21 protein-coding genes are annotated in these 21,293 nt (G+C 31.2%); 12 read left to right on the forward strand and 9 right to left on the reverse strand.

Annotated features, from left to right (window positions below):
• The first annotated feature begins 16 nt into the window (after positions 1–16).
• The 5 genes from A8C32_RS03270 to A8C32_RS03290 are packed head-to-tail and all read left to right on the forward strand — an operon-like array spanning position 17 to position 4,803.
• Entirely contained in the window at positions 17–1,396 is a 1,380-nt protein-coding gene (locus A8C32_RS03270; RefSeq protein ID WP_069829005.1) for a DUF4374 domain-containing protein, read from the forward strand.
• A gap of 20 nt (positions 1,397–1,416) precedes the next feature.
• Positions 1,417–3,600, forward strand: coding sequence for a PepSY domain-containing protein (locus A8C32_RS03275; RefSeq protein WP_069829006.1), 2,184 nt, complete (start codon positions 1,417–1,419; stop codon positions 3,598–3,600).
• A 10-nt stretch (positions 3,601–3,610) separates the two neighbouring features.
• On the forward strand, positions 3,611–3,967 hold the full coding sequence (locus A8C32_RS03280) for a DUF6686 family protein (RefSeq protein ID WP_069829007.1): 357 nt from the start codon (positions 3,611–3,613) through the stop codon (positions 3,965–3,967).
• A gap of 6 nt (positions 3,968–3,973) precedes the next feature.
• The gene (locus A8C32_RS03285) at positions 3,974–4,330 is read left to right on the forward strand and encodes a hypothetical protein (RefSeq protein ID WP_069829008.1); all 357 of its coding nucleotides are present in this window, start codon (positions 3,974–3,976) and stop codon (positions 4,328–4,330) included.
• Positions 4,331–4,347: 17 nt separating this feature from the next.
• Positions 4,348–4,803: a Fur family transcriptional regulator gene (locus A8C32_RS03290; RefSeq protein ID WP_069829009.1), complete on the forward strand. Its 456-nt coding sequence runs from the start codon at positions 4,348–4,350 to the stop codon at positions 4,801–4,803.
• Between the two features lie 40 nt (positions 4,804–4,843).
• Here A8C32_RS03290 and A8C32_RS03295 read toward each other — a convergent pair whose 3' ends face one another.
• Positions 4,844–7,114 carry a T9SS type B sorting domain-containing protein gene (locus A8C32_RS03295; protein WP_165605779.1) on the reverse strand — a complete coding sequence of 757 codons (2,271 nt, stop codon included), beginning with the start codon at positions 7,112–7,114 and terminating at the stop codon, positions 4,844–4,846.
• A 398-nt stretch (positions 7,115–7,512) separates the two neighbouring features.
• On the opposite strand from A8C32_RS03295, the gene pbpC reads away from it, so the two are divergent.
• A complete protein-coding gene (gene pbpC, locus A8C32_RS03300; protein WP_069829011.1) occupies positions 7,513–9,861 on the forward strand; it encodes a penicillin-binding protein 1C in 2,349 nt (782 codons plus the stop codon).
• A 40-nt stretch (positions 9,862–9,901) separates the two neighbouring features.
• On the opposite strand, the gene A8C32_RS03305 is transcribed toward pbpC, so the two are convergent.
• Genes A8C32_RS03305 through A8C32_RS03315 form a run of 3 tightly spaced genes read right to left on the reverse strand, consistent with a single transcriptional unit; the run spans position 9,902 to position 11,812 of the window.
• Complete coding sequence (locus tag A8C32_RS03305; RefSeq protein ID WP_069829012.1) at positions 9,902–10,777, reverse strand: endonuclease/exonuclease/phosphatase family protein; 876 nt, start codon at positions 10,775–10,777, stop codon at positions 9,902–9,904.
• Complete coding sequence (locus tag A8C32_RS03310) at positions 10,777–11,325, reverse strand: YciI family protein (protein ID WP_069829013.1); 549 nt, start codon at positions 11,323–11,325, stop codon at positions 10,777–10,779. Before A8C32_RS03310 ends, A8C32_RS03305 begins: the two co-directional genes overlap by 1 nt.
• Before the next feature lie 19 nt (positions 11,326–11,344).
• The gene (locus A8C32_RS03315; protein WP_069829014.1) at positions 11,345–11,812 is read right to left on the reverse strand and encodes a CYTH domain-containing protein; all 468 of its coding nucleotides are present in this window, start codon (positions 11,810–11,812) and stop codon (positions 11,345–11,347) included.
• Between the two features lie 60 nt (positions 11,813–11,872).
• On the opposite strand from A8C32_RS03315, the gene dinB reads away from it, so the two are divergent.
• The gene (gene dinB / locus A8C32_RS03320) at positions 11,873–12,970 is read left to right on the forward strand and encodes a DNA polymerase IV (protein ID WP_069829015.1); all 1,098 of its coding nucleotides are present in this window, start codon (positions 11,873–11,875) and stop codon (positions 12,968–12,970) included.
• Positions 12,971–13,115: 145 nt separating this feature from the next.
• Here the strand turns inward: dinB and pyk are convergent, their stop codons facing one another.
• From pyk to A8C32_RS03345, 5 genes are all read right to left on the reverse strand, one after another.
• Positions 13,116–14,558 (reverse strand): pyruvate kinase, encoded by a 1,443-nt coding sequence (gene pyk, locus A8C32_RS03325; protein WP_069829016.1) that lies wholly within the window; start codon positions 14,556–14,558, stop codon positions 13,116–13,118.
• A complete protein-coding gene (locus A8C32_RS03330) occupies positions 14,558–15,043 on the reverse strand; it encodes an IPExxxVDY family protein (RefSeq protein ID WP_069829017.1) in 486 nt (161 codons plus the stop codon). The genes pyk and A8C32_RS03330 overlap by 1 nt, the downstream gene beginning before the upstream one ends.
• A gap of 119 nt (positions 15,044–15,162) precedes the next feature.
• Positions 15,163–15,903 (reverse strand): ribonuclease III, encoded by a 741-nt coding sequence (rnc, locus tag A8C32_RS03335; RefSeq protein WP_069829018.1) that lies wholly within the window; start codon positions 15,901–15,903, stop codon positions 15,163–15,165.
• A gap of 7 nt (positions 15,904–15,910) precedes the next feature.
• On the reverse strand, positions 15,911–17,161 hold the full coding sequence (gene fabF / locus A8C32_RS03340; protein WP_069829019.1) for a beta-ketoacyl-ACP synthase II: 1,251 nt from the start codon (positions 17,159–17,161) through the stop codon (positions 15,911–15,913).
• A 10-nt stretch (positions 17,162–17,171) separates the two neighbouring features.
• Positions 17,172–17,405 carry an acyl carrier protein gene (locus A8C32_RS03345; protein WP_007647141.1) on the reverse strand — a complete coding sequence of 78 codons (234 nt, stop codon included), beginning with the start codon at positions 17,403–17,405 and terminating at the stop codon, positions 17,172–17,174.
• Between the two features lie 184 nt (positions 17,406–17,589).
• On the opposite strand from A8C32_RS03345, the gene purN reads away from it, so the two are divergent.
• From purN to A8C32_RS03370, 5 genes are all read left to right on the forward strand, one after another.
• Entirely contained in the window at positions 17,590–18,156 is a 567-nt protein-coding gene (purN, locus tag A8C32_RS03350; RefSeq protein ID WP_069829020.1) for a phosphoribosylglycinamide formyltransferase, read from the forward strand.
• Positions 18,157–18,169: 13 nt separating this feature from the next.
• Entirely contained in the window at positions 18,170–18,733 is a 564-nt protein-coding gene (locus A8C32_RS03355) for a hypothetical protein (RefSeq protein ID WP_069829021.1), read from the forward strand.
• A gap of 128 nt (positions 18,734–18,861) precedes the next feature.
• Positions 18,862–19,503: a ribonuclease H1 domain-containing protein gene (locus A8C32_RS03360; RefSeq protein WP_069829022.1), complete on the forward strand. Its 642-nt coding sequence runs from the start codon at positions 18,862–18,864 to the stop codon at positions 19,501–19,503.
• 72 nt (positions 19,504–19,575) lie between these two features.
• Positions 19,576–20,181: an START domain-containing protein gene (locus A8C32_RS03365; RefSeq protein ID WP_069829023.1), complete on the forward strand. Its 606-nt coding sequence runs from the start codon at positions 19,576–19,578 to the stop codon at positions 20,179–20,181.
• A gap of 76 nt (positions 20,182–20,257) precedes the next feature.
• Positions 20,258–21,184 carry a PfkB family carbohydrate kinase gene (locus A8C32_RS03370; protein ID WP_069829024.1) on the forward strand — a complete coding sequence of 309 codons (927 nt, stop codon included), beginning with the start codon at positions 20,258–20,260 and terminating at the stop codon, positions 21,182–21,184.
• Positions 21,185–21,293: the final 109 nt, after the last annotated feature.

Genomic DNA, 21,293 nt, shown 5'->3' on the forward strand with positions numbered 1-21,293 from the left:
TAAATAACAATTTATTATGATTAACATTAATTATAAATGGTCTATTCAAAAACTGATAGTTTTGAGTATCTTTTCATTATGCTTAATAGCTACTTCATGTAGTAATGACGACTCAGGACCTGAAGAACAGGAAAAAAAAGAATCTGTTGAGGGACGTGAAAAATTTACACTTGCTTTATCAGCAAGTCCTACTGGAGAAACAAAAGTATATACCCAGACCTTAACAGACGTAAGCGATGCTGTAACGGTAAGTTATGATGGTAAAGGTTTTGAAATGCCATCAACTCGAACTGCAAGAATTTTTGCTTCAGCTAACGGAAAATCTTTATTTAATCTTGATTACGGCGGAGGAAGAATTTATAAATTCTCTGTTGATGGCGGAGAAACTTATAGCCTAAAACATGAGAAAAATGTAGAATTTGCAATAGGTACTGCATATCCAAGATGGACAAAAGCAAGTGAAGCTTCTGCATCTATTCATTATGCAGATGGCAGAAATGCTACTCGTGTTTTTGACGAAAATGATCCTACTAAATTTATAAGATCTGATGTGAAATTAAGAATAATGAGTGTTGGCTTAGATAATCTAGCTTTTGGTTCTATCGAAGAAATTACAATACCTGTAAGCGATACAGATTTAAAACCTTATACTATGAATATTGATGGGACAGACTATGATATTTACAATTACGTAGGTAGAGTAGATGCGCCAGTTATTGCAGGAAATAAAATATACTACGGTATATCTAAAAGTGCTTACAATCCTGCAAATCCTTGTTCAGGAAGAGGTTGTCCTCGAGCAATTTACAGTAACGTTGAAACTCTAGTTTTAGATTATCCATCACTAACAAACCCACAGATAATATCTACAGATATTGCTAAAGGAGCTACTAATGGTTATAGAACACCAGTATCTTATGTAGACGAATCTAATGATGTTTACCAAATTATATCCGTTCCTAATAAAGATTATGATACAAAGATTCTAAAAATAAGCAATGGTGCTTATGACGATAATTATGACTTTAATATTTCAAACCTTTTAGGCTTTAATGTAGCAACCAATGGATGGTTTTACGCCGGTAATGGCATCGGTTATGTACCTTATGCAAATACAGATGAAAGTGATAATTGGTTTAGTGATTCTGTTTGGGGTGTGGCTAGAGTAGATTTATACAATAAAACAGTTGTAGATTTAAATGTACCAGATAATTTATGGTTAACTCAGTATCAAAGCGCTGTTGTAAAAGATGGTAAGTTTTATATGGCTATTACACCAACTGGAGCTGATGGAAATATATACATTTTTGATACAACATCTACAGATCCTAATGGGTATGAAGTTGGTGCTAAATTAATCAACTTAGCAGAAGGAACATACATCGGTATTTACTAAGTTAAAAATATGTCGTTTTAATGACCATTTCTATATGGAGATATAGTCATTTAGCTTTAGCTATATCTTCTTCTCTTTTCATCTTATTAGCTACTTTAACAGGTGTAATTTTAGCATTTGAGCCCATTTCAAATCAGCTAAAACCTTATGCTGTTAAAAATGCTGATACACTATTGCTCTCTCAAACTATTGAAAGTTTAGAGAACGTATATGATGAAGTTATACGTATAGAAATTGATAAAAATGATTTTATTCAAACCTCGGTTGTTACAAAAGAAGGAAAAAACGAAACCTTTTACATTAATCCGTTTACAGCAAAAAAGATAGGACGTGTTATTGAAAAAGCGCCAATTTTCAAATTTGCCACGAATTTACATAGGTCGTTATTTTTAAAATCTACAGGGAGAACTATAGTAGGTATTGTGTCCTTTTTATTGTTTCTAATGGCGGTTACAGGAATCATTTTAATTACAAAACGTCAAGGTGGTTATAAACATTTCTTTTCAAAGGTTATTAAAGAAAGTAATGAGTCTTTTTACCATGTAAGTATTGGTAGATATGCATTAATTCCTATAATTATTATTACAATTACAGGTGTTTATCTATCTCTTGAAAAATTTTCATTATTACCTTCTAATACTACTATTCCTGTTTTAAATGAAGCTACTCCAGATGATACCATAAAAAGAAATATAACTGATTTCAATATATTTAAATCTACTCGTCTTAGTGAGGTTGAACGTCTTGAATTCCCTTTTTCTGATGATGCCGAAGATTATTTTGTTTTAATGCTGAATGACAAAGCACTACGGATAAATCAATTTAACGGCACAGTAATGAGCGAAACCAAAAATGGGGCTATTGAGCTAGCTTCTAATTGGAGCTCTGTATTACATACGGGTCAAGGTTCCATATTGTGGTCTGTTATTTTATTATTAACCTGTTTTGCTCTTTTGTTTTTTATGTATTCTGGATTTGTAATGACTTTAAAACGAAGAAAGAACACCACTAAATTCACAAACAAATTCAATAAAGATACTGCTGAATATATTATTCTAGTTGGCTCTGAAACAGGAAGTACATTTCAATTTGCAAAGGCTTTATATGATGCTTTGATAGCGCAAGGTAAATCGGTTTTCACTTCAGAATTAAATAGCTATACAAATTATAACCAAGCAAAACATTTAGTAGTATTTACTTCAACTTATGGAGATGGCGAAGCACCTGTAAATGCTAAGAACTTTCAAAAGTTATTACATACTGTCCAACAATCAAATACACTTCAATATTCAGTCGTTGGGTTTGGGTCTTTAGCTTATAAAAACTATTGTCAATATGCCATTATAGTGAATACCTTATTACGATTTAGCCCAAAATTTGTTCCTAATCTCAAACTTCAAAAAATACATAACCAATCTTTTGATACCTTTAAAAAATGGGTAAAACTTTGGGAAAAGAGTAATAACTTAAACCTCTCAGTTAAAAAACCTTTATCTGCTCATAAATCAAAATTATTTGAGGTTATAAATCGGTCTGAAATAAATACAGATAGCTCATTTTTGATAGAATTAAAACCTACTCAAAAAACCGAATTTTATTCAGGAGACTTGTTGAGTATTCTACCAGAAGAAGACACCGTAGAACGTTTATATTCTATAGGAAAAGTAAATAATAACATCTTACTAAGTATTAAAAAGCATCCGTATGGTGCATGCTCAAGATACCTAAGCACACTTAAACCAAATACCATGATTTCAGCAGATATAAAAACCAATACTCATTTTCATTTCCCTACCTCAGCAAAAGAAGTCTTAATGATTGCCAATGGTACAGGTATGGCACCGTTTTTAGGAATGATTAATGATGAAAATATTAACAATACCAAAACCTATTTATTTTGGGGTGGGCGTACAAAATCATCTTATCAGATGTATTCAAAACAAATTGACAAAGCATTTTATAATGAAAAATTATCTGAAATGTATTTGAGTTTTTCTAAGGAAGAAAGCCAAAAGAAATACGTTCAAAATGCATTACTAGACAAAGAAGATTTAGTTGCTCGGGTTATGAAGAATAATGGTTCTATTATGATTTGCGGGTCGCTTGCCATGAAAAAAAGTGTTTTAGAAACATTGGAAGCAATTTCTATTACAAAGTTAGAAAGGCCTTTAAGGATGAGTCAAATAAAATCAGATTGTTATTAAATAGAAAGCTATGTGTCACAGTATAAAAACCTTGTCAAAAGTAAAGAGTGGAGAATTATCTTTTTGTTGTCAGTGTGGTATTTATCACCTTGAGTTCAACAATATTTATTTTGAATTTAGTAGAAAAGAATTTGAGCAATTTAAAGCTTACATTCTTGATATTGAAATGGATTATTGGGAGCATAGATATGCAATGGCAAAATTAAAACGCAAAATACCCATTCCGTCCATGCAACAAAACCTTGTTTTAATGTTTAAAAATCAAGAAATAAGAGAGTTGCAAATGCTACTTACTACATCAACTAAAGATGTATTCAATTCCTGTTTAAATATAGCTGAAATCGACTATAAATTCATTTTAAACTAAGCTAAGATGGAAGATATCGTTATAATAAACAAAAACGATTTTGGAATAGCATTTCGTTGGAGACGTTGCTCAATAGAGCACCATAAGAAGATAAATTTTGTTTTTGATAAAAATGCATTACATTTAAATGAACCAGAAGTTTTAGTCTTCAATAAATTAATTGATAAATCATTTAGTCGACTTATTCAAAATATGAATACAACACCTTTTGATAACCTTGTGTATGTAGAAACCCCAATACCTCAATTAAGTTTAGTTCTGAATTATGAAAATTTAACTCATCTTAAAAATCTAGTAGAAGGTACTTTACTTGAATTGGGTATAGATAGCGCTATAAGTGATGATAAGTGCATTTTAATATAATTATAAGTTGATAAATAATGAAAACTAACAAAAGCTACGACATTGTAAAAAGTGTATTTGAAGACTTTTTAGAAAAAAAGAAACATAGAAAAACTCCTGAACGCTTTGCTATACTAGAAGAGATTTATAGTCTTGAAGACCATTTTGGAATTGATGAATTATATGAAAAAATGAAGGCTAAAAATTATAGAGTAAGTCGTGCTACTTTGTATAATACCATTGAGCTTTTAATTGAAATTAAATTAGTAAGAAAACATCAATTTGGGAAGAACTTAGCACAATATGAAAAATCATATTTCAATAGGCAACATGACCATGTCATTCTAACCGATACGGGAGAGGTTTTAGAGTTTTGTGACCCACGCCTTCAGGAAATTAAAAAAACTATAGAAGACATTTTTAATATTGAAATTAATAAACACTCTATGTATTTTTATGGTACTCGTGGAGTAAAGCGAGACAGCAAAGAATAAAGGTTTTAATTAAGTTAAGCATTCGCAAATAAAGTTATAATTACCGCTTTAAAGTAAAGTGACCAGTCATTTTTTGATTATCTATAATAATAATATACCAGTAGTCTCCTGTAGGTAATAGTTTATTATTAAAAGATCCATTCCATGAAAATGAAGAGTTAACAGCACTTTTTAATAATTTACCATAACGATCAAAAATAGATACTTGAGACACCTCATAAAGCTCAACCCCTTTTAAATCAAAAGTATCATGCACACCATCATTATTTGGTGTAAAAAACTTAGGAATATAAAAATGGATAAATGAACCTGATACAATTTTGCCACAACTCTGTTCTTTTACATAAATGGTATATTCTCCTCCTTCAATATTTTCAAATATATTACTTAGCTGAAATATGCTACCATCAATAGAATACAGAAAATTACCTGTATTAGCCGTTCTTATTACAATATCGTTACCATCGGATTTAATACTTTCTATAATAGGATTGTCTTTTTGCGTTACTGTATAAGCCCTTTTAATAACTAAACAACCACTATTATCTGTTACTTCTACTTCGTATACACCTACAATATCAACGGTTATAATTTCTGTAGTTTCACCTGTACTCCATAGATACGTTGGATTAGTAGCTCCTGTAATTGGTTCTAAAACAACATTTTCATTTTCGCAAAAACTAATATTTAATTCATCTACAGGTTGTATCCCAGATACATTCCATGTACAGCTTGCATTGTCGAATGTTGCAATTTGCCAACATTGCAATCCTGTTGGTACAACGGGTTGCGTTCCAGTAATACCCCAAGAGCAACTAATTGTATTAAACGTTACAGTCTCCCAACATTCTCTAACTGGTTCTATAGGTTTCACACCTGACGTTTCCCAAATACAAGTGGTTGTATTAAAAGCAGTTGTTTGCCAACAATTGATAACAGGCTGAGTAGGCTGAGTGCCTGTGACTTCCCAAGAACAACTAACCTTATTAAATACTGGAGTTTCCCAACACTCTAAACCTGTAGGTGCCATTGGTTGCGTACCTGCAACTTCCCAAGAGCAGCTAGTAGTATCAAACGTTACAGTCTCCCAACAATCTATAGCTGGCTGAACAGGTTGTGTTCCTCCAACACTCCAAGAACAACTAGTTGTATTAAATACTAGAGTTTCCCAACACTCTAAACCTGTAGGAGTCATTGGTTGTGTGCCTGTAACTTGCCAAGAGCAGCTAGTAGTATCAAACGTTACAGTCTCCCAACACTCTAAACCTGTAGGTGCCAATGGTTGTATACCCGTAACATCCCAAGTACAAGTATTTTCATTTAATTTGGCAGTTTCCCAACAATTAATATTTGGCGCAACTGAAGCTTGATTTACCCTAACCTGAAAAACATCAGAAAGTGTATTACATTGTGAATTTGATAAATTACCAGAAAATTCAGCTACTTTTGTTCTATAATAGCTTGTGGCATTAATACCAGAAATCATAATATTTTGATTGGTTTCTCCAGCAATATTAATCCAAGTATTCCCATCTGAACTTTGTTGCCATTGATAAAAATGTGATCCAAATACAGCACCATCTGGATTTGCAGATAACGTTGTTGCATAAGGTGTTTGCGAACTACAAATCGTTATATTATTAGAAGAACCATCGGAAACTGTTATAGCATCTCCGCAACTTTTAAAAACAATATCATCAATAGCTAAATCATTTCCATAACCACCTGTTCCATTATTTACCATCTTTAAAATTACAGACGTTTGCCCTACTAAGGTTTGAAAAACTAAACCAAAATCTCTCCACGCTCCTGTTTCGGTACTTAGGTTTCCTAAAAAATCTCCAGTATCTCCCGATTTCAAAAGTGTTGTGTCCAAGCTATCCCAAATTTCAAATCTAACATTACAAGGGTTTGGAGTTCGTCCAGCACTTAGTAAATCTCTAGGCGTTAAATTCATAAGCCATGATGAAAACTCATAAGTTGTATTTTCGCAAAGCCCAGTAATAGGAATTCTAAAAAATTCTCCAGGAGTAAAACTTGCATTCACAATTAACATTCTTCCATTAGTATCACCAACAGTATGATCATCTACCATAAACCAATTCCACTGTTGATAATTTAAATTAGTTACCGTATACTTCCCATCTCCAAACACTGTAAACCCTAAAAACGTATAACTAGTTTGTCCAGGTAAAGGCAATGGTGTATGCTCCACTCCTGTACCGGAAGCTGTTCCAAAATCTTCAGTAAAAATAGGATCACCTGAATTACCTAAACAAAACCCCAATTGTGCATTAACTTTTGTAATCAAAAAAAGTATAATAATAACTACCAAGAATTTATTTTTTAACATTGAATACAAAAATTTACAACTAATTTACCAACAAAATATTCTGAAAAATTAAATTAATGACTTAACCTAAACAAGTTAAAATTTAATTTAATAACAACTATACGATTCTTATGTGTAATATCCTACAAAAATAAAAGCAAAAAATATATTAAAAGAAAAAAGTCACAGACCTTTATTAACTTGGAATAAAAGAAAAGTAAAACTGTAGCTTTTTTTATTATAATTTCACATCTTCGTACAAAGGATTAAAAGTATTCAACAAAGTATTTGTTTATACAAAAAATTTAAGTTTCTAATTTAGAGTAAATTTTACTTAAAACTAATCCAAACAAGAAAGTTTAGAATATACTATTTAAGTGACTATAATAAACTACATAAAGAGAAATAAAAAGAAATCAATAATCATTCTTATACTTACGATTGCCTATTACTTCTGTCTACCTAAACATCTTTTTAAAGATCCAACGGCAACTATTATTACAAGTTCTAATAATGAATTATTAGGTGCTCAAATTGCTAAAGATGGTCAATGGAGATTCCCTAAAAATGATAGCATCCCTAAAAAATTCAAAACATGTATTATTCAATTTGAAGATGAGTATTTTTATAAGCACCCAGGATTTAACCCCATATCCATCTTTAAAGCTTTACGAGATAATATAAAATCTAAATCTGTTAAACGTGGTGGTAGTACATTAACACAACAAGTTATTCGACTTTCTAGAAAAGGAAAGTCTAGAACTTATTTCGAAAAGCTAAAAGAAATTGTACTCGCTACTCGATTAGAGCTTCGGGAATCTAAAGATAAAATACTGGCATACTATAGTAGTCATGCGCCTTTTGGAGGTAACGTAGTTGGCTTAGACGCTGCTTCTTGGCGTTATTTTAAAAGAAATGCTAATGACCTCTCATGGGGAGAAACTGCTACTCTTGCCGTATTACCAAATGCTCCTAGTTTAATTTATCCTGGAAAAAATCAAAAATATTTATTAAAAAAACGAAATCGTCTTCTAAAAAAGCTTTTAGAAAACACTATTATTGATACCCTTACCTATCAACTTTCTATTGCTGAAAATTTACCACAAAAACCATATCCATTACCTCGAATAGCTCCTCATTTATTACAAAAAATAGCTAAAACACATCATGGAGAACATATACAAACAACCATTAATATTAAACTTCAAGAACGCGCCAATCATATTGTACAGAATCACTATAATCAATTAAGTCAAAATAAGATATACAATATAGCTGTATTAGTTTTAGATGTAAAAACAAGACAGGTTTTAACCTATATAGGCAACTCACCTACAGATAAAGCCCATCAAAAAGATGTAGATATCATAGACAAACCCAGAAGCACCGGAAGTATTTTAAAACCTTTTTTATATACAGCCATGTTAGATAGCGGAGATTTACTTCCTAAAACTTTAGTTACAGATGTACCAACTCAATTTGGCAGCTACAACCCTGAAAATTATAATAAGACCTACGATGGTGCAGTACCTGCAAGTAGAGCCTTATCCCGCTCTTTAAATGTTCCTGCTGTTAGAATGTTACAACAATATGGTTTAGACAGATTTCATCATTATCTAAAAAATCTGAAGCTAAAAGATTTAAAATATAATGCAAACCATTATGGGTTATCTTTAATCTTGGGTGGCGCCGAAAGTAATTTATGGGATTTATCCAAAAGTTATGCTGCCCTATCTTCAACATTAAACCATTATTCCGAAACATCTAGTGAATATTTCTCAAATGAATTCTGTGAACCTATATTTTTAGCTTCGGAAAAGGTTGACTTCGGTAAAAAGATAAACGACAAAACCCTATTTAACGCCGCTTCTATTTATTTAACTTATGAAAGTTTAAAAGAAGTAAACAGACCCGAAAGCAATGAAAATTGGGAGTTTTTTGATAATTCTAAACAAATATCTTGGAAAACAGGTACAAGTTTTGGCTTTCGTGATGCATGGGCAATTGGGAGCACAAAAAATTATGTTGTAGGCGTATGGGTTGGTAATGCAGATGGAGAAGGAAGACCAGGATTGGTTGGTGTTCAAGCTGCTGCTCCTATTCTATTTAATATTTTTGATTTATTACCAAGTAGCACTTGGTTTCCTATACCTTATGATAACATGCAGAAAGTAGATATTTGTAAACAAAGTGGACATAGAGCATCTCAAAACTGTAATGAGGTTGAAGAAAAACTCATTCAAGTAAGTGGATTAAAAACAAAACCTTGCCCATATCATATTTTAATTCATCTAGACAAAAACGAAACCTTTCAAGTGAATTCTTCCTGTGAAGATTTAGACAATATAACTCATAAATCATGGTTTATTTTACCTCCTTTAATGGCTCACTACTATAAAACTAAAAACCCATTTTATAAACCATTACCAAAATTTAGAGAGGATTGCTTGGGAGAACGTACAGTATCAATAGATTTTATTTATCCTAAAGAAAATAACACTATCTTTTTACCTAAAGATTTTGATAAAAAAACGAATCCTTTAATTTTAAAAATAGCACATTCAAAACCAGAAAGCACCGTATTTTGGTATATTGATGAAACTTTTGTTGCTAATACTAAAAACATTCACGAATTAGCCATTATACCCCAGCACGGTAAACACACTATTACCGTAATTGATGAGTTTGGAAATGAAAATCAACAAAAAATAACCATTTCTAAATAAAACTTCATAAAGAATATGTGTAGCTTTTTTATAATAAAAATTAAAGTTCAATATAAGTTTTCAACATACTATGATCACTTTTAAATGTTACAATTTTTTTAGTTTTAAGAATATTTAAATCTTTAGAAACCCAAATATGATCTAAAGAAAGTAATGGCATATTCCAAAACCAAGTTTCTCTAAACCCATTACCTTTTTCAGAAAACGCATGATTAAAATGCGTCTTTATATTATTTAGATACATAGACTCATAAGGCACATTAAAATCACCTAAAAGAATCGTATTTTCATTTATCTCAATCAACTCATCAACAAACCTTAATTCCCACTCACGTGGTACATCCATACTAGCAGAAACATCTACAACATAAAAGTCAAGATTATTAGTTTCAAACTTAATAATGTTTGTTTTATAGTTTGATGTTGTTTCTTTTAAAATTTGTAAAGGTGTTTTTGAGAAAATACTAATCCCCATTATTGACCTATAAAAATAATAATCAGGATATTTTAACCGAACACTTTCAATATTATAATCTCCATGTTCAACCATTGCCAAAACATCAGGAATACCATTGTTTTCATTAAAAGCCTCTTCAAAATCTCTATCATGAGATGCATTCCAAAAGACAACTTCTAAATCTGTTTCTTTAATAGTTCCAACTATACTAACTCTAAAACTTCTCAATAACCAAACAATAAATAATAATCCTGCTATTATTAAATTATACCTCCTTATTTTTTTCTTAAGAAGAATTGAGAGAATTAAAACTATAAGTATAATAATAGGTAAAGGAAAAGTATAAAAAAACAATGAGCTTTTATAACTACTTTCTTTAATCACAAAATGGATAGTCAACAACCCAATAACTATTGCAATATTGATAACTAAGTAAACACCCCTTAAAATGTTTATCATTATCGTAAAGGCATTCCTTTTTCAGCCCACCAAGGGTGAACCTCAACATGTAATCTTCCAGATTTAACCATCGGGTCTGAGTTTGCTAAACTATCTGCTATTTTTAATGTTGGTACATTATAAATGGTAATGCCTCGAATATCTCCATCATCTCCAAAGGGTCCAGAAATATCTGCATATCCCAACTCATACATTTTAGTTAAATGTGCTAAATGCTCTTTTTGTAAAATAGCTGTTTCTTCTTCATTTTGCCCTCGAATATCTCCCTTCTTTAAAAATACTATAAAATACTGTTGCATTAATACTGTATCCTTTGTTTTCTCATCAACATAATCAAGAACTTTAAAACCTTTTCTTGTCAAATTCTGTTTTAACTCAAATACGGATTTTTTAATAGGACTTTCAACCTCTTCTCTAATTATAGTATCTAATGATTTTTCTAAAACCTCTTTAAACACTACTTTAGATTCTAATATAGGTTCTTTTGATTCCTCTTTACAAGCTAAAAAAAGAAGTAATATCAAAAATGATAAAAATGATGTCTTCATGTTATTTGTTTTTAAACTGTTACCAACTCATATAAGGTTGCTTACTCAACTTCGAATTATAATATTTCACCTGTCCAGTGACTTCTTCTCCTAACCAATCAGGTTTATTAAAGGCTTCATTTTCATGCTTTAGTTCCACTTCTGCAACGATTAAACCTTGATTATCTCCAAAAAACTCATCAACTTCAAATATATGATGATCTTGTTTTACCTCATATCGTATTTTATCTATCACCCCTTTTTCACAAAGTTTAAGGAGTGCTTCTGCTTCAGATTTAGAAATTTCCTTCTCCCATTCAAATCTTGATAACCCATTATCTGTAGACTTCCCTTTAACGCTTATATAGCCTACATCTCCTTTTAAGCGAATACGAACAGTACGCGCTTTATCAGTATTTAAAAACCCTTGAATAATTCTTGTTTCTTTAAAAGCCTCCTGCTTAAAAACTTCAGAAGTTATTAAAAATTTTCGTTCTATTTCTATCATTAAATTTCTATATTAAAAAATGCTATAATAAATAAACCATTTAATGCATAAATTTACGGTATGTATAACGATTTACCAATACGAAAAATTATTCATGTCGATATGGATGCCTTTTATGCATCTGTCGAACAAATGGACAACCCAGACTTAAAAGGCAAAGCTATTGCTGTTGGTGGAGGTGGTAAACGTGGTGTTGTTAGTGCTGCTAGTTATGAAGCTCGAAAATTTGGTGTAAAAAGTGCCATGTCTGGAACTTTAGCTATTAAATTATGTCCAGAACTCATTTTTGTTAAACCCCACTTTGAAAGATATACTGAGATTTCAAAAAAAATTAGAAGTATCTTTTATGATTATACAGATATAGTAGAGCCTTTATCTCTCGATGAAGCTTATTTAGATGTTACCGAAAACAAAAAAGGTAATCCAAGCGCTTCTTTAATTGCAAAAGAGATTCGCGAACGTATTTTAAATGAAGTAGGTCTAACTGCATCCGCAGGAATTTCTATAAACAAGTTTGTTGCTAAAGTAGCTAGTGATTATAACAAACCTAACGGACAAAAAACAGTAAATCCAGAAGAGGTCATTCCTTTTTTAGAACAATTAGATATTCGGAAATTTTATGGTGTAGGCAAAGTAACTGCCGAAAAAATGTACCAAAAAGGCATCTTTACAGGTTTAGATTTAAAATCAAAATCTTTAGAATTTCTAAATACTCACTTTGGAAAGTCTGGTCGTTACTATTATTATATAGTTAGAGGTATTCATAATAGCGAAGTAAAGCCACATAGGGCACGAAAAAGTTTAGCTGCGGAACGCACATTTAGTGAAAATTTATCTTCTGAAATCTTTATGCTAGAAAAACTAAAGCATATTGCAGAAGAAGTCTCGCGACGATTAACTAAAAGTAAAGTAGCTGGAAAAACAATTACTTTAAAAATAAAATATAGCGATTTTACATTACAAACTAGAAGTAAGACTTTGCTATATTATGTTAGTGATAAAGATATTATTTTAGAAACAGCTAAAGATTTATTGTATCAAGAAAAATTAAATAACTCAGTACGTCTATTAGGTATTTCTTTATCTAATTTAAATACGGAAACCCAAAAAACACCTATGCAAAAAAGTGTTAGTGTTCAATTAAAATTAGACTTCTAATAGAATATGCTTTTAAAAAATTATTAACTTCTTAAAAAATCAAAACCTCTTTACTTCTACTCATTCAACTTATAAACAAAAAAACGTTACTTACTTTTTTGAGCAGGTAACGTTTTTTTTATTTATAATTGAAAGTGTACTTTTATTAAAAGTTACAACTCTTAATTTCAGTAACACGTAATGTATTTACCATACCTTTTTCTTGAATTGGCATAGCGGCTAAACTAATTAGCATATCTCCTTCTTTTAAATATCCTTTTTTACAAGCAATCTTGTTTACATCTTCAATAGTTTCGTCTGTACTTACAAACTTATCATAGTAAAAAGCACGAACACCCCATAACAAACTTAACCTTGTTAAAATACGTTTATTAGAAGTGAAAACTAATATATGACATGATGGTCTCCAAGCTGAAATTTGAAAAGCAGTATATCCACTATTTGTTAATGTTGAAATTGCTTTTGCATCAATTTCATTTGCCATATTAGCAGCATGATAACAAATTGATTTTGTAATATAACGGTTAGTACGAATGTGTGGTGGTAACTGAGGTACTTTTATTAATTCTGAGCTCTCAACACTTTTTAAGATATCAGACATTTGCTTAATTACCTGTACTGGATAACTACCTACAGATGTTTCACCAGAAAGCATTACTGCATCTGCCCCGTCCATAACTGAGTTTGCAACATCGTTTACTTCTGCTCTAGTTGGCGTTAAACTAGAAATCATAGTTTCCATCATTTGAGTAGCTATAATTACTGGAATTCTAGCTTTTTTAGCTCTTAACACTAATTGCTTTTGTATAAGAGGTACTTCTTCTGCAGGAACCTCAACACCTAGATCACCACGAGCTACCATTAAACCATCACAGTGTGCAACAATTTTATCTATATTTTCTACAGCTTCTGGTTTTTCAATCTTAGCTATAATAGGAATTTTATGATCGCTATGCTTCGCAATTAAATCTCTTAATTCCATTAAATCTTCAGCATGACGAACAAAAGATAAAGCAATCCAATCTACATTTTGACTAATCGCAAAAATAGCATCTTCAATATCCTTTTCTGTTAATGCTGGTTGTGAAATATCTGTATTAGGAAGGTTAACTCCTTTTTTAGATTTTAATGGTCCACCTTGAATAACTTTGGCTTTTACTTCTTTTTTATTATCTGAAGAAACAACTTCAAAAATTAATTTCCCATCATCTAAAAGGATGCGCTCTCCTGGTTTAGCATCTTGAGGAAACCTATCGTAGGTCATGTAAACACGCTCTTTTGTTCCTTCAAAACGTTCTCCTGTTGCAAAAATTATTTCATCATCAGGGTTCACAACAACTTCTTCTTTCATTACCCCAACACGAAGTTTTGGCCCTTGTAAATCACCTAAAATTGCAGCAGTAAAACCATACTCTTCGTTAAGGTCACGTATCATTTTTATACGTTCTGATACATCACTGTAATCTGCATGAGAAAAATTAATTCTAAATACGTTAACGCCTTCTTCTAGCATTCCCTTTAAAACTTCTTTTGTGCTTGTAGCAGGACCTAGTGTAGCTACTATTTTGGTTTTCTTTGTTGTTGACATTAGCTAAAAATTAAATTTTCTTTTGATTTTAATTGACTAGAATCAATACTGTAAGCGGTAACAATTTGAGGTATTTTTAACACATCGTTTAAAATGTGCTTCTCTTTACTGAAACTGAATTCACTCTCTATTTTTAAAAAATAATTGACAGTTTTGTATTCTGGTAACAAATAATATGTTTTTGTTATTTTTTCTTGAGTGTCGAATAACGACTTGTAATCTATTTTTTGAATTGTTTCGGTTTTACAAATATTAGAAACCAAACTCCATGTTATTAATTGTTTTTCATCTTCCCAATCATAAATCGAGTGAGAGACATTCCCTTCATTGTAATCTAAATCAGATTCCTTTCTAGCAAGTGCAATACCTAAATTTTTATTTAGAAGATACGCTAAACGATAATCTTCAAGTGTACAATGAATTGCAATTAAAGTATATAACACCTCATCAAAAGCATCATCAAGAACAAGTTTGTGAACAGCCATGATTTATATTAAAACGCCGTAAATATAGTATTTATTAAATTGAGTTGTAACAAGATTGTTATAATCTTGACAAGAAACACTACTAAAACGTTATAGTTAATTCTTTCTAATTAAAAGAATCATTTCATCTTAGACATACTACTTTGAAATGCAAAAAAGGCACGTTTAGAAGCTTTTTCTTCAGCTTTTTTCTTTGAAGTTGCTCTAGCTTTAGATACCACCTTGTTATCAATTGATAATTTTACCGAAAAATGCCTAACATTATCATTTCCAGTATCCTCATATACATTATACCCAAAGGTTTTCTTTTCTTTTTGGCACCACTCAATAAGTAAACTTTTATAACTAATAACTTTACCTTCTAAAGTTTCAATGTCTACATAAGGTATAATAACACGTTTATAAATAAACTTTTCACAGTACTTATAGCTCCTATCTAAAAAAATAGCTCCTATTAGAGCTTCAAACAAATTACCATGAATATTATCTCCAAATTGACCTGCTGGTATTTTACTCTCCACTAAATCTATAAGTTTCAATTCCTTACCCAACTCATTTAAATGCTCTCTACTCACTATTTTAGATCGCATTTTAGTTAAATACCCTTCATCTCCACTAGGCACTTCAAGATATAAATGAGAAGCAATAACAGAACTTAACATGGCATCACCTAGAAATTCTAAGCGCTCATAATTAACAGCATTTCCTTTGCTATCTTTTATGTTCATTGACCTATGAGTAAAGGCTTTTTGGTAGTATTTAACATGTTTAGGTTTAAAACCAAGAATTTTAGTTAATTCCATAAAAAAATTCCCGTTGCCTTTAAAACGGGAATTTAATATGTTACGAATGTTTTTCATTCGGGATTTAATCTATTTTTTTAAATAATACACAAGCGTTGTGTCCGCCAAATCCAAATGTATTACTCATTGCTACTTTTACATCTCGCTTTTGAGCCTTATTTAAGGTTAAATTTAATTCAGGATCAATTTTTTCATCTACCGTTGTATGGTTAATTGTAGGAGGCACAATGCTGTGCTCCATAGCCAAAATAGTAGATATAGCCTCTATAGCTCCAGCAGCACCTAATAAGTGCCCTGTCATTGATTTTGTTGAATTAATATTTATGTTTTTAGCGTGACTTCCAAATATCTCTGAAATTGCTTTAAGTTCAGCAACATCTCCTAAAGGTGTTGAAGTACCATGTGTATTAATATGATCTACATCCTCAGGTTTTAATCCGGCATTTTCTAAACAATTTTTCATTACAGCTATAACACCAATACCGTCTGGATGTGGTGCAGTCATATGATAAGCATCAGAAGATAAACCTCCTCCAACAAACTCTGCATAAATTTTTGCACCTCTTGCTTTTGCATGCTCATATTCTTCTAGAATTAACGCTCCTGCGCCCTCACCTAGAACAAAACCATCTCTTGTACCATCAAATGGACGAGAAGCTGTTTCTGGACTTTCATTCCTAGTTGACAATGCATGCATAGCATTAAAACCACCCATTCCTGCAATAGTAACCGCTGCTTCACTACCTCCTGTAACAACCACATCACAATGTCCTAAACGTATCGTGTTTAAGGCATCAAACATAGCATTAGCCGAAGATGCACATGCAGAAACCGTTGTATAATTGGGCCCCATAAAACCATGTTTTATAGAGATATTTGCTGGTGCAATATCAGCAATCATTTTAGGAATAAAGAAAGGGTTAAACCTTGGTGTTCCATCTCCTTCCGCAAAATTTAAAACTTCTTGCTGAAAAGTTTCAATACCACCAATTCCTGCTCCCCATATAACACCAACACGTAATTTATTAACCGAATCTAGATTTAGTTTAGCATCTGCAATAGCTTCATCTGCTGCAACCATAGCGTATTGAGCAAACCTGTCCATTTTACGGGCTTCTTTTCTATTAATAAAATCGGTTACATTAAAGTTTTTTAATTCGCATGCGAATTTTGTCTTAAACTTTTCGGTGTCATAATATGTTATAGGCGCAGCACCACTTTTACCACTTATTAAGCCTTCCCAGTATTCGTCTTTGGTATTGCCTATTGGTGTTAAAGCTCCTAATCCTGTGACTACAACTCTCTTTAATTCCATAAAACCCTACTTATTTTGCAGCTTCAATGTATGATATAGCTTGACCAACTGTTGCAATGTTCTCTGCTTGATCATCTGGAATTTGAATATCAAATTCTTTTTCGAATTCCATAATTAATTCTACTGTATCTAGTGAGTCTGCTCCTAAATCGTTTGTGAAGCTTGCTTCAGTAACAACTTCATTCTCGTCTACACCTAATTTGTCTACGATAATCGCTTTTACTCTTGATGCAATGTCTGACATAATCTTTTAATTTTAAGTTTTAATTAAGTCGCAAAAATAAAAAACTTTATTTTAAAACACGCCATTAGTTTAAAAATGTGTTTCTAATTTAATAAATTCCTTTTAAGTATTTCTATTTTACCCCTTAATTGTTAATATTTATTCTTTTTTTTGTTCGAATAATCTTAACATTATAATCTGTAAAATGAAACGTATCGTAATTTTTGCGTCCGGAAGTGGAAGTAATGCTGAAAATTTAATTAAGTTTTTTCACAACAGAGATAATGCATCTGTTATTCAAGTACTCACTAACAATCCTCATGCCAAAGTCTTAGACCGTGCAAAAACACTTAAAGTTAGCGCTTTATCTTTTAACAGAACAGCATTTACAAAAACAGATGATGTACTTAATATATTAAAAGCATCAAACCCAGATCTTATAATACTAGCTGGGTTCCTTTGGAAATTTCCTGAATTTATTTTAAACCACTTTCCCAATAAAGTTATTAATGTACACCCTGCATTATTACCAAAATATGGAGGCAAAGGCATGTATGGCATGCATGTGCACGAAGCTGTTTCTGCTAATAAAGAAACTGAAACTGGTATTACCATTCATTATGTAAACGAACATTATGATGAAGGCGGAATTATTTTTCAAGCTAAATGCGAAGTAAACATAAATGATTCGGTTAAAGACATTGCTGCTAAAATTCATGAATTAGAAATGAAACATTTCCCAAAAGTGGTTGAACAATTATTATTAAAATAATCACACTTATAATATGAAACCCCTTAAATTATTAATATTTTCATTAACATTTGTTGTCTGTATTTCTGCCAAGCAAGAAAACAATAATCAAGTTATCGATTTAAAATCAAGGTTAAATAATAAAGTCCAAAGGTTATCTAGCTTAAAATCTAACTACATTTTAAAAAACATTAAATTAATTAAAATTAAAAATTCTATACTCATTGGACAGCTGGAAAACTTATCTGAATTTGAGTTTACCCCTAAAGAAATTAAAAGCCTTAACATAAAAAAAATAAAAAATAGTGTCTACGAAACACGTCAATGTTTTGTAAAAGGTACTAAAACCATTATTTCTAAAGGCGACACTTATCCTAGAGCTACAATTGTTGAATATATATTCAACACAGAAGAAGACGCTTTAAAAACATTCGAACAACTTAATGAACTAAGGAAAGATAAAAGTATATGGATTCATGTAAGTAAATCACCTAATTCAATGTTTTTAGAAGATAATAGAATATATTACATTCTTTCTGGAGGCTGGTACATGTCTGGTATTTATAAAGAAATTGAAAGAAAAATGAAATTACAATAAATATTCTAAACCAAAACGAACACAAGTTCTACTTAACGAACTCATTTTAAATCATTTTAGGTTAAAACAAAAAGTCAAAATGAGTTTAATAGTTTATTTTTAGCGAAGTTGAAAATGCAGAAATAAAAATGTCGAAGAAAAAAAAGAAATATTATACCGTTTGGAAAGGTCATAAAACTGGAGTTTTTGAGACTTGGAATATTTGCAAAAAACAAATTAAAGATTTTCAAGGTGCTCAATATAAATCTTTCGACTCTTTAGATGCCGCAAAAAAAGCTTTAGAAGGCAATTATTTTGATTTTATAAGAAAAAACAAAACCTCTAAAAGTGGGCTTAGTACTCTCCAACTTCAAAAAATAGGACAACCAAATTACAACTCAATTTCTGTTGATGCTGCTTCTAGTGGAAACCCAGGTATTATGGAATATCGTGGTGTAGACACCAGAAGTAAAAAACAATTATTCAGTCAAGGACCCTTTCAACAAGGCACCAATAATATTGGTGAGTTTTTAGCCTTAGTACATGGTTTAAGTTTTCTAAAAAAACACAATAGCGATCGTATTTTATATACAGACTCCAAAACAGCAATGAGCTGGGTACGCAAAAAAACATGCAACTCTAAATTAGAACGTAATGCCAAAAACAAAGCTCTTTTCGACTTAGTAGATCGCGCAATTCTTTGGCTTAAAAATAATGAATACACTACAACTATTGTGAAATGGGAAACCAAAGCTTGGGGAGAAATCCCTGCAGATTTTGGGAGAAAGTAACAAACAATAATGCTTAATATAGTTTTGTAATGAATCTTTCTTTTTAACAACTAAGAACCCTAAAAGGTTGTTATGTTGAAGAGTATATTTATTTTTATTGCAACAGTTTGCATAAGTTTTAGCTGTTTTACTCAAGAAGAATGGGTTTTAAAAAAGAATACTAATAATATTAAAATCTATACGAGGCATCAAAAAGATTTTGCTTTTGATGAGTACAAAGCAACAACATTAGTCAATACCCCTATAAATGATGTTTTAACCGAACTTCTCGATGCTCCTAAATACTATGAAAATTGCCCCTCAGGAATTAGTCATTATATAAAACCTATTGGAGGTAATAAACACGTATTTTATGCACATAAAGAATTCCCTTGGCCAATTAAAAACAGGGATATTGTCACCTTATTAACGGTAAAAAAAATTTCGGACAAAAAAATAAAACTTACCTTAGAAAGCCTGCCTAACGAAATTCCTAAAAAGGATAAAACAATAAGAATTAAAATATTGATGGGACATTGGCTTTTAGAAGAAAGTAATGATGAAAAGACAAAAATCACTCAACAATTATTTCTAGACCCTGAAGGTAGTTTACCTCCTTTCATTGTGAATACACTTTTAATTAAAGGTCCATACAGGACATTTTCACAATTACATTATATTAATAAAAAGGCTTCTTAAATGATTTTCAAAAGATAAAAGGCGTTAGTTTGTAATTAATCGTATTATATTTGCAAAAAATTATCATACTTCATTTATGAGTAAATTAGTAATAGTTGGTAGTGTGGCATTTGATGCTATAGAGACACCATTCGGGAAAACCGATAAAATTCTTGGCGGAGCTGCAACATATATAGGTTTATCTGCTTCTCATTTTAATGTAGATTCTTCTATAGTATCTGTTGTTGGAGGTGAATTCCCTCAAGAGTATCTAGACCTATTGTCAAATAAAAATATTGATCTTTCTGGTATTGAAATTATTAAAGATGGAAAAACATTCTTTTGGAGTGGTTTATATCATAACGACATGAACTCCAGAGATACTTTAATAACAGAATTAAACACTCTTGCTGATTTTAATCCAATAGTTCCTGAAAACTATAGAGACGCAGAAATAGTTATGCTAGGGAATTTACACCCTATTGTACAATCCAGTGTTTTAGATCAAATGACTACCAAACCAAAACTAGTGATTTTAGACACTATGAATTTTTGGATGGACAGTGCACTTGAAGATTTACACAATGTGATTAAACGTATAGATGTAATTACTATAAATGACGAAGAAGCAAGACAATTAACAGGAGAATATTCTTTAGTTGTTGCTGCACAAAAAATTCATAAAATGGGACCTAAATACGTTGTAATTAAGAAAGGGGAGCATGGTGCTTTATTATTTCATAACGACAATATTTTCTCGGCACCAGCATTACCGTTAGCTGAAGTTTTTGATCCAACTGGAGCAGGAGATACTTTTGCTGGAGGATTTGCTGGTTACCTTGCGCAAACTGGTGACATTTCTTTTGAAAACATGAAAAATGCCATTATATATGGTTCTGCATTAGCGTCATTTTGTGTTGAGAAATTTGGAACCGAACGTATACAGAATTTATCAAAAGATGAAGTCCATGAGCGTTTGCTGACGTTTAAAAAGCTAACACAATTTGAAATAGAATTAACATAAACTAACGCGCTCTAAAATAGAGTGCGTTTTTAATTAAATAAAGAATTCTAAAATAATATCATTTTAGAGCCAAAGATTTTTCATTTCCGCGAATCTGCTTTTAGGCAGA

Origin of the sequence: Flavivirga aquatica (assembly GCF_001747085.1) — a bacterium.
GTDB classification, from domain to species: domain Bacteria; phylum Bacteroidota; class Bacteroidia; order Flavobacteriales; family Flavobacteriaceae; genus Algibacter_C; species Algibacter_C aquatica.

Excerpts from the sequence above, each read along its gene's own strand:
- rnc (WP_069829018.1), bottom strand. The coding sequence starts at position 15,903 with ATGAAAAACATTCGTAACATATTAAATTCCCGTTTTAAAGGCAACGGG.
- A8C32_RS03270 (WP_069829005.1), top strand. The coding sequence starts at position 17 with ATGATTAACATTAATTATAAATGGTCTATTCAAAAACTGATAGTTTTG.
- A8C32_RS03365 (WP_069829023.1), top strand. The coding sequence starts at position 19,576 with ATGTTGAAGAGTATATTTATTTTTATTGCAACAGTTTGCATAAGTTTT.
- A8C32_RS03330 (WP_069829017.1), bottom strand. The coding sequence starts at position 15,043 with ATGGCTGTTCACAAACTTGTTCTTGATGATGCTTTTGATGAGGTGTTA.
- A8C32_RS03370 (WP_069829024.1), top strand. The coding sequence starts at position 20,258 with ATGAGTAAATTAGTAATAGTTGGTAGTGTGGCATTTGATGCTATAGAG.
- A8C32_RS03290 (WP_069829009.1), top strand. The coding sequence starts at position 4,348 with ATGAAAACTAACAAAAGCTACGACATTGTAAAAAGTGTATTTGAAGAC.
- A8C32_RS03355 (WP_069829021.1), top strand. The coding sequence starts at position 18,170 with ATGAAACCCCTTAAATTATTAATATTTTCATTAACATTTGTTGTCTGT.
- A8C32_RS03275 (WP_069829006.1), top strand. The coding sequence starts at position 1,417 with ATGACCATTTCTATATGGAGATATAGTCATTTAGCTTTAGCTATATCT.
- pyk (WP_069829016.1), bottom strand. The coding sequence starts at position 14,558 with ATGTCAACAACAAAGAAAACCAAAATAGTAGCTACACTAGGTCCTGCT.
- A8C32_RS03360 (WP_069829022.1), top strand. The coding sequence starts at position 18,862 with ATGTCGAAGAAAAAAAAGAAATATTATACCGTTTGGAAAGGTCATAAA.
- A8C32_RS03310 (WP_069829013.1), bottom strand. The coding sequence starts at position 11,325 with ATGAAGACATCATTTTTATCATTTTTGATATTACTTCTTTTTTTAGCT.
- dinB (WP_069829015.1), top strand. The coding sequence starts at position 11,873 with ATGTATAACGATTTACCAATACGAAAAATTATTCATGTCGATATGGAT.
- A8C32_RS03280 (WP_069829007.1), top strand. The coding sequence starts at position 3,611 with ATGTGTCACAGTATAAAAACCTTGTCAAAAGTAAAGAGTGGAGAATTA.
- A8C32_RS03285 (WP_069829008.1), top strand. The coding sequence starts at position 3,974 with ATGGAAGATATCGTTATAATAAACAAAAACGATTTTGGAATAGCATTT.
- A8C32_RS03305 (WP_069829012.1), bottom strand. The coding sequence starts at position 10,777 with ATGATAAACATTTTAAGGGGTGTTTACTTAGTTATCAATATTGCAATA.
- A8C32_RS03315 (WP_069829014.1), bottom strand. The coding sequence starts at position 11,812 with ATGATAGAAATAGAACGAAAATTTTTAATAACTTCTGAAGTTTTTAAG.
- A8C32_RS03345 (WP_007647141.1), bottom strand. The coding sequence starts at position 17,405 with ATGTCAGACATTGCATCAAGAGTAAAAGCGATTATCGTAGACAAATTA.
- fabF (WP_069829019.1), bottom strand. The coding sequence starts at position 17,161 with ATGGAATTAAAGAGAGTTGTAGTCACAGGATTAGGAGCTTTAACACCA.
- purN (WP_069829020.1), top strand. The coding sequence starts at position 17,590 with ATGAAACGTATCGTAATTTTTGCGTCCGGAAGTGGAAGTAATGCTGAA.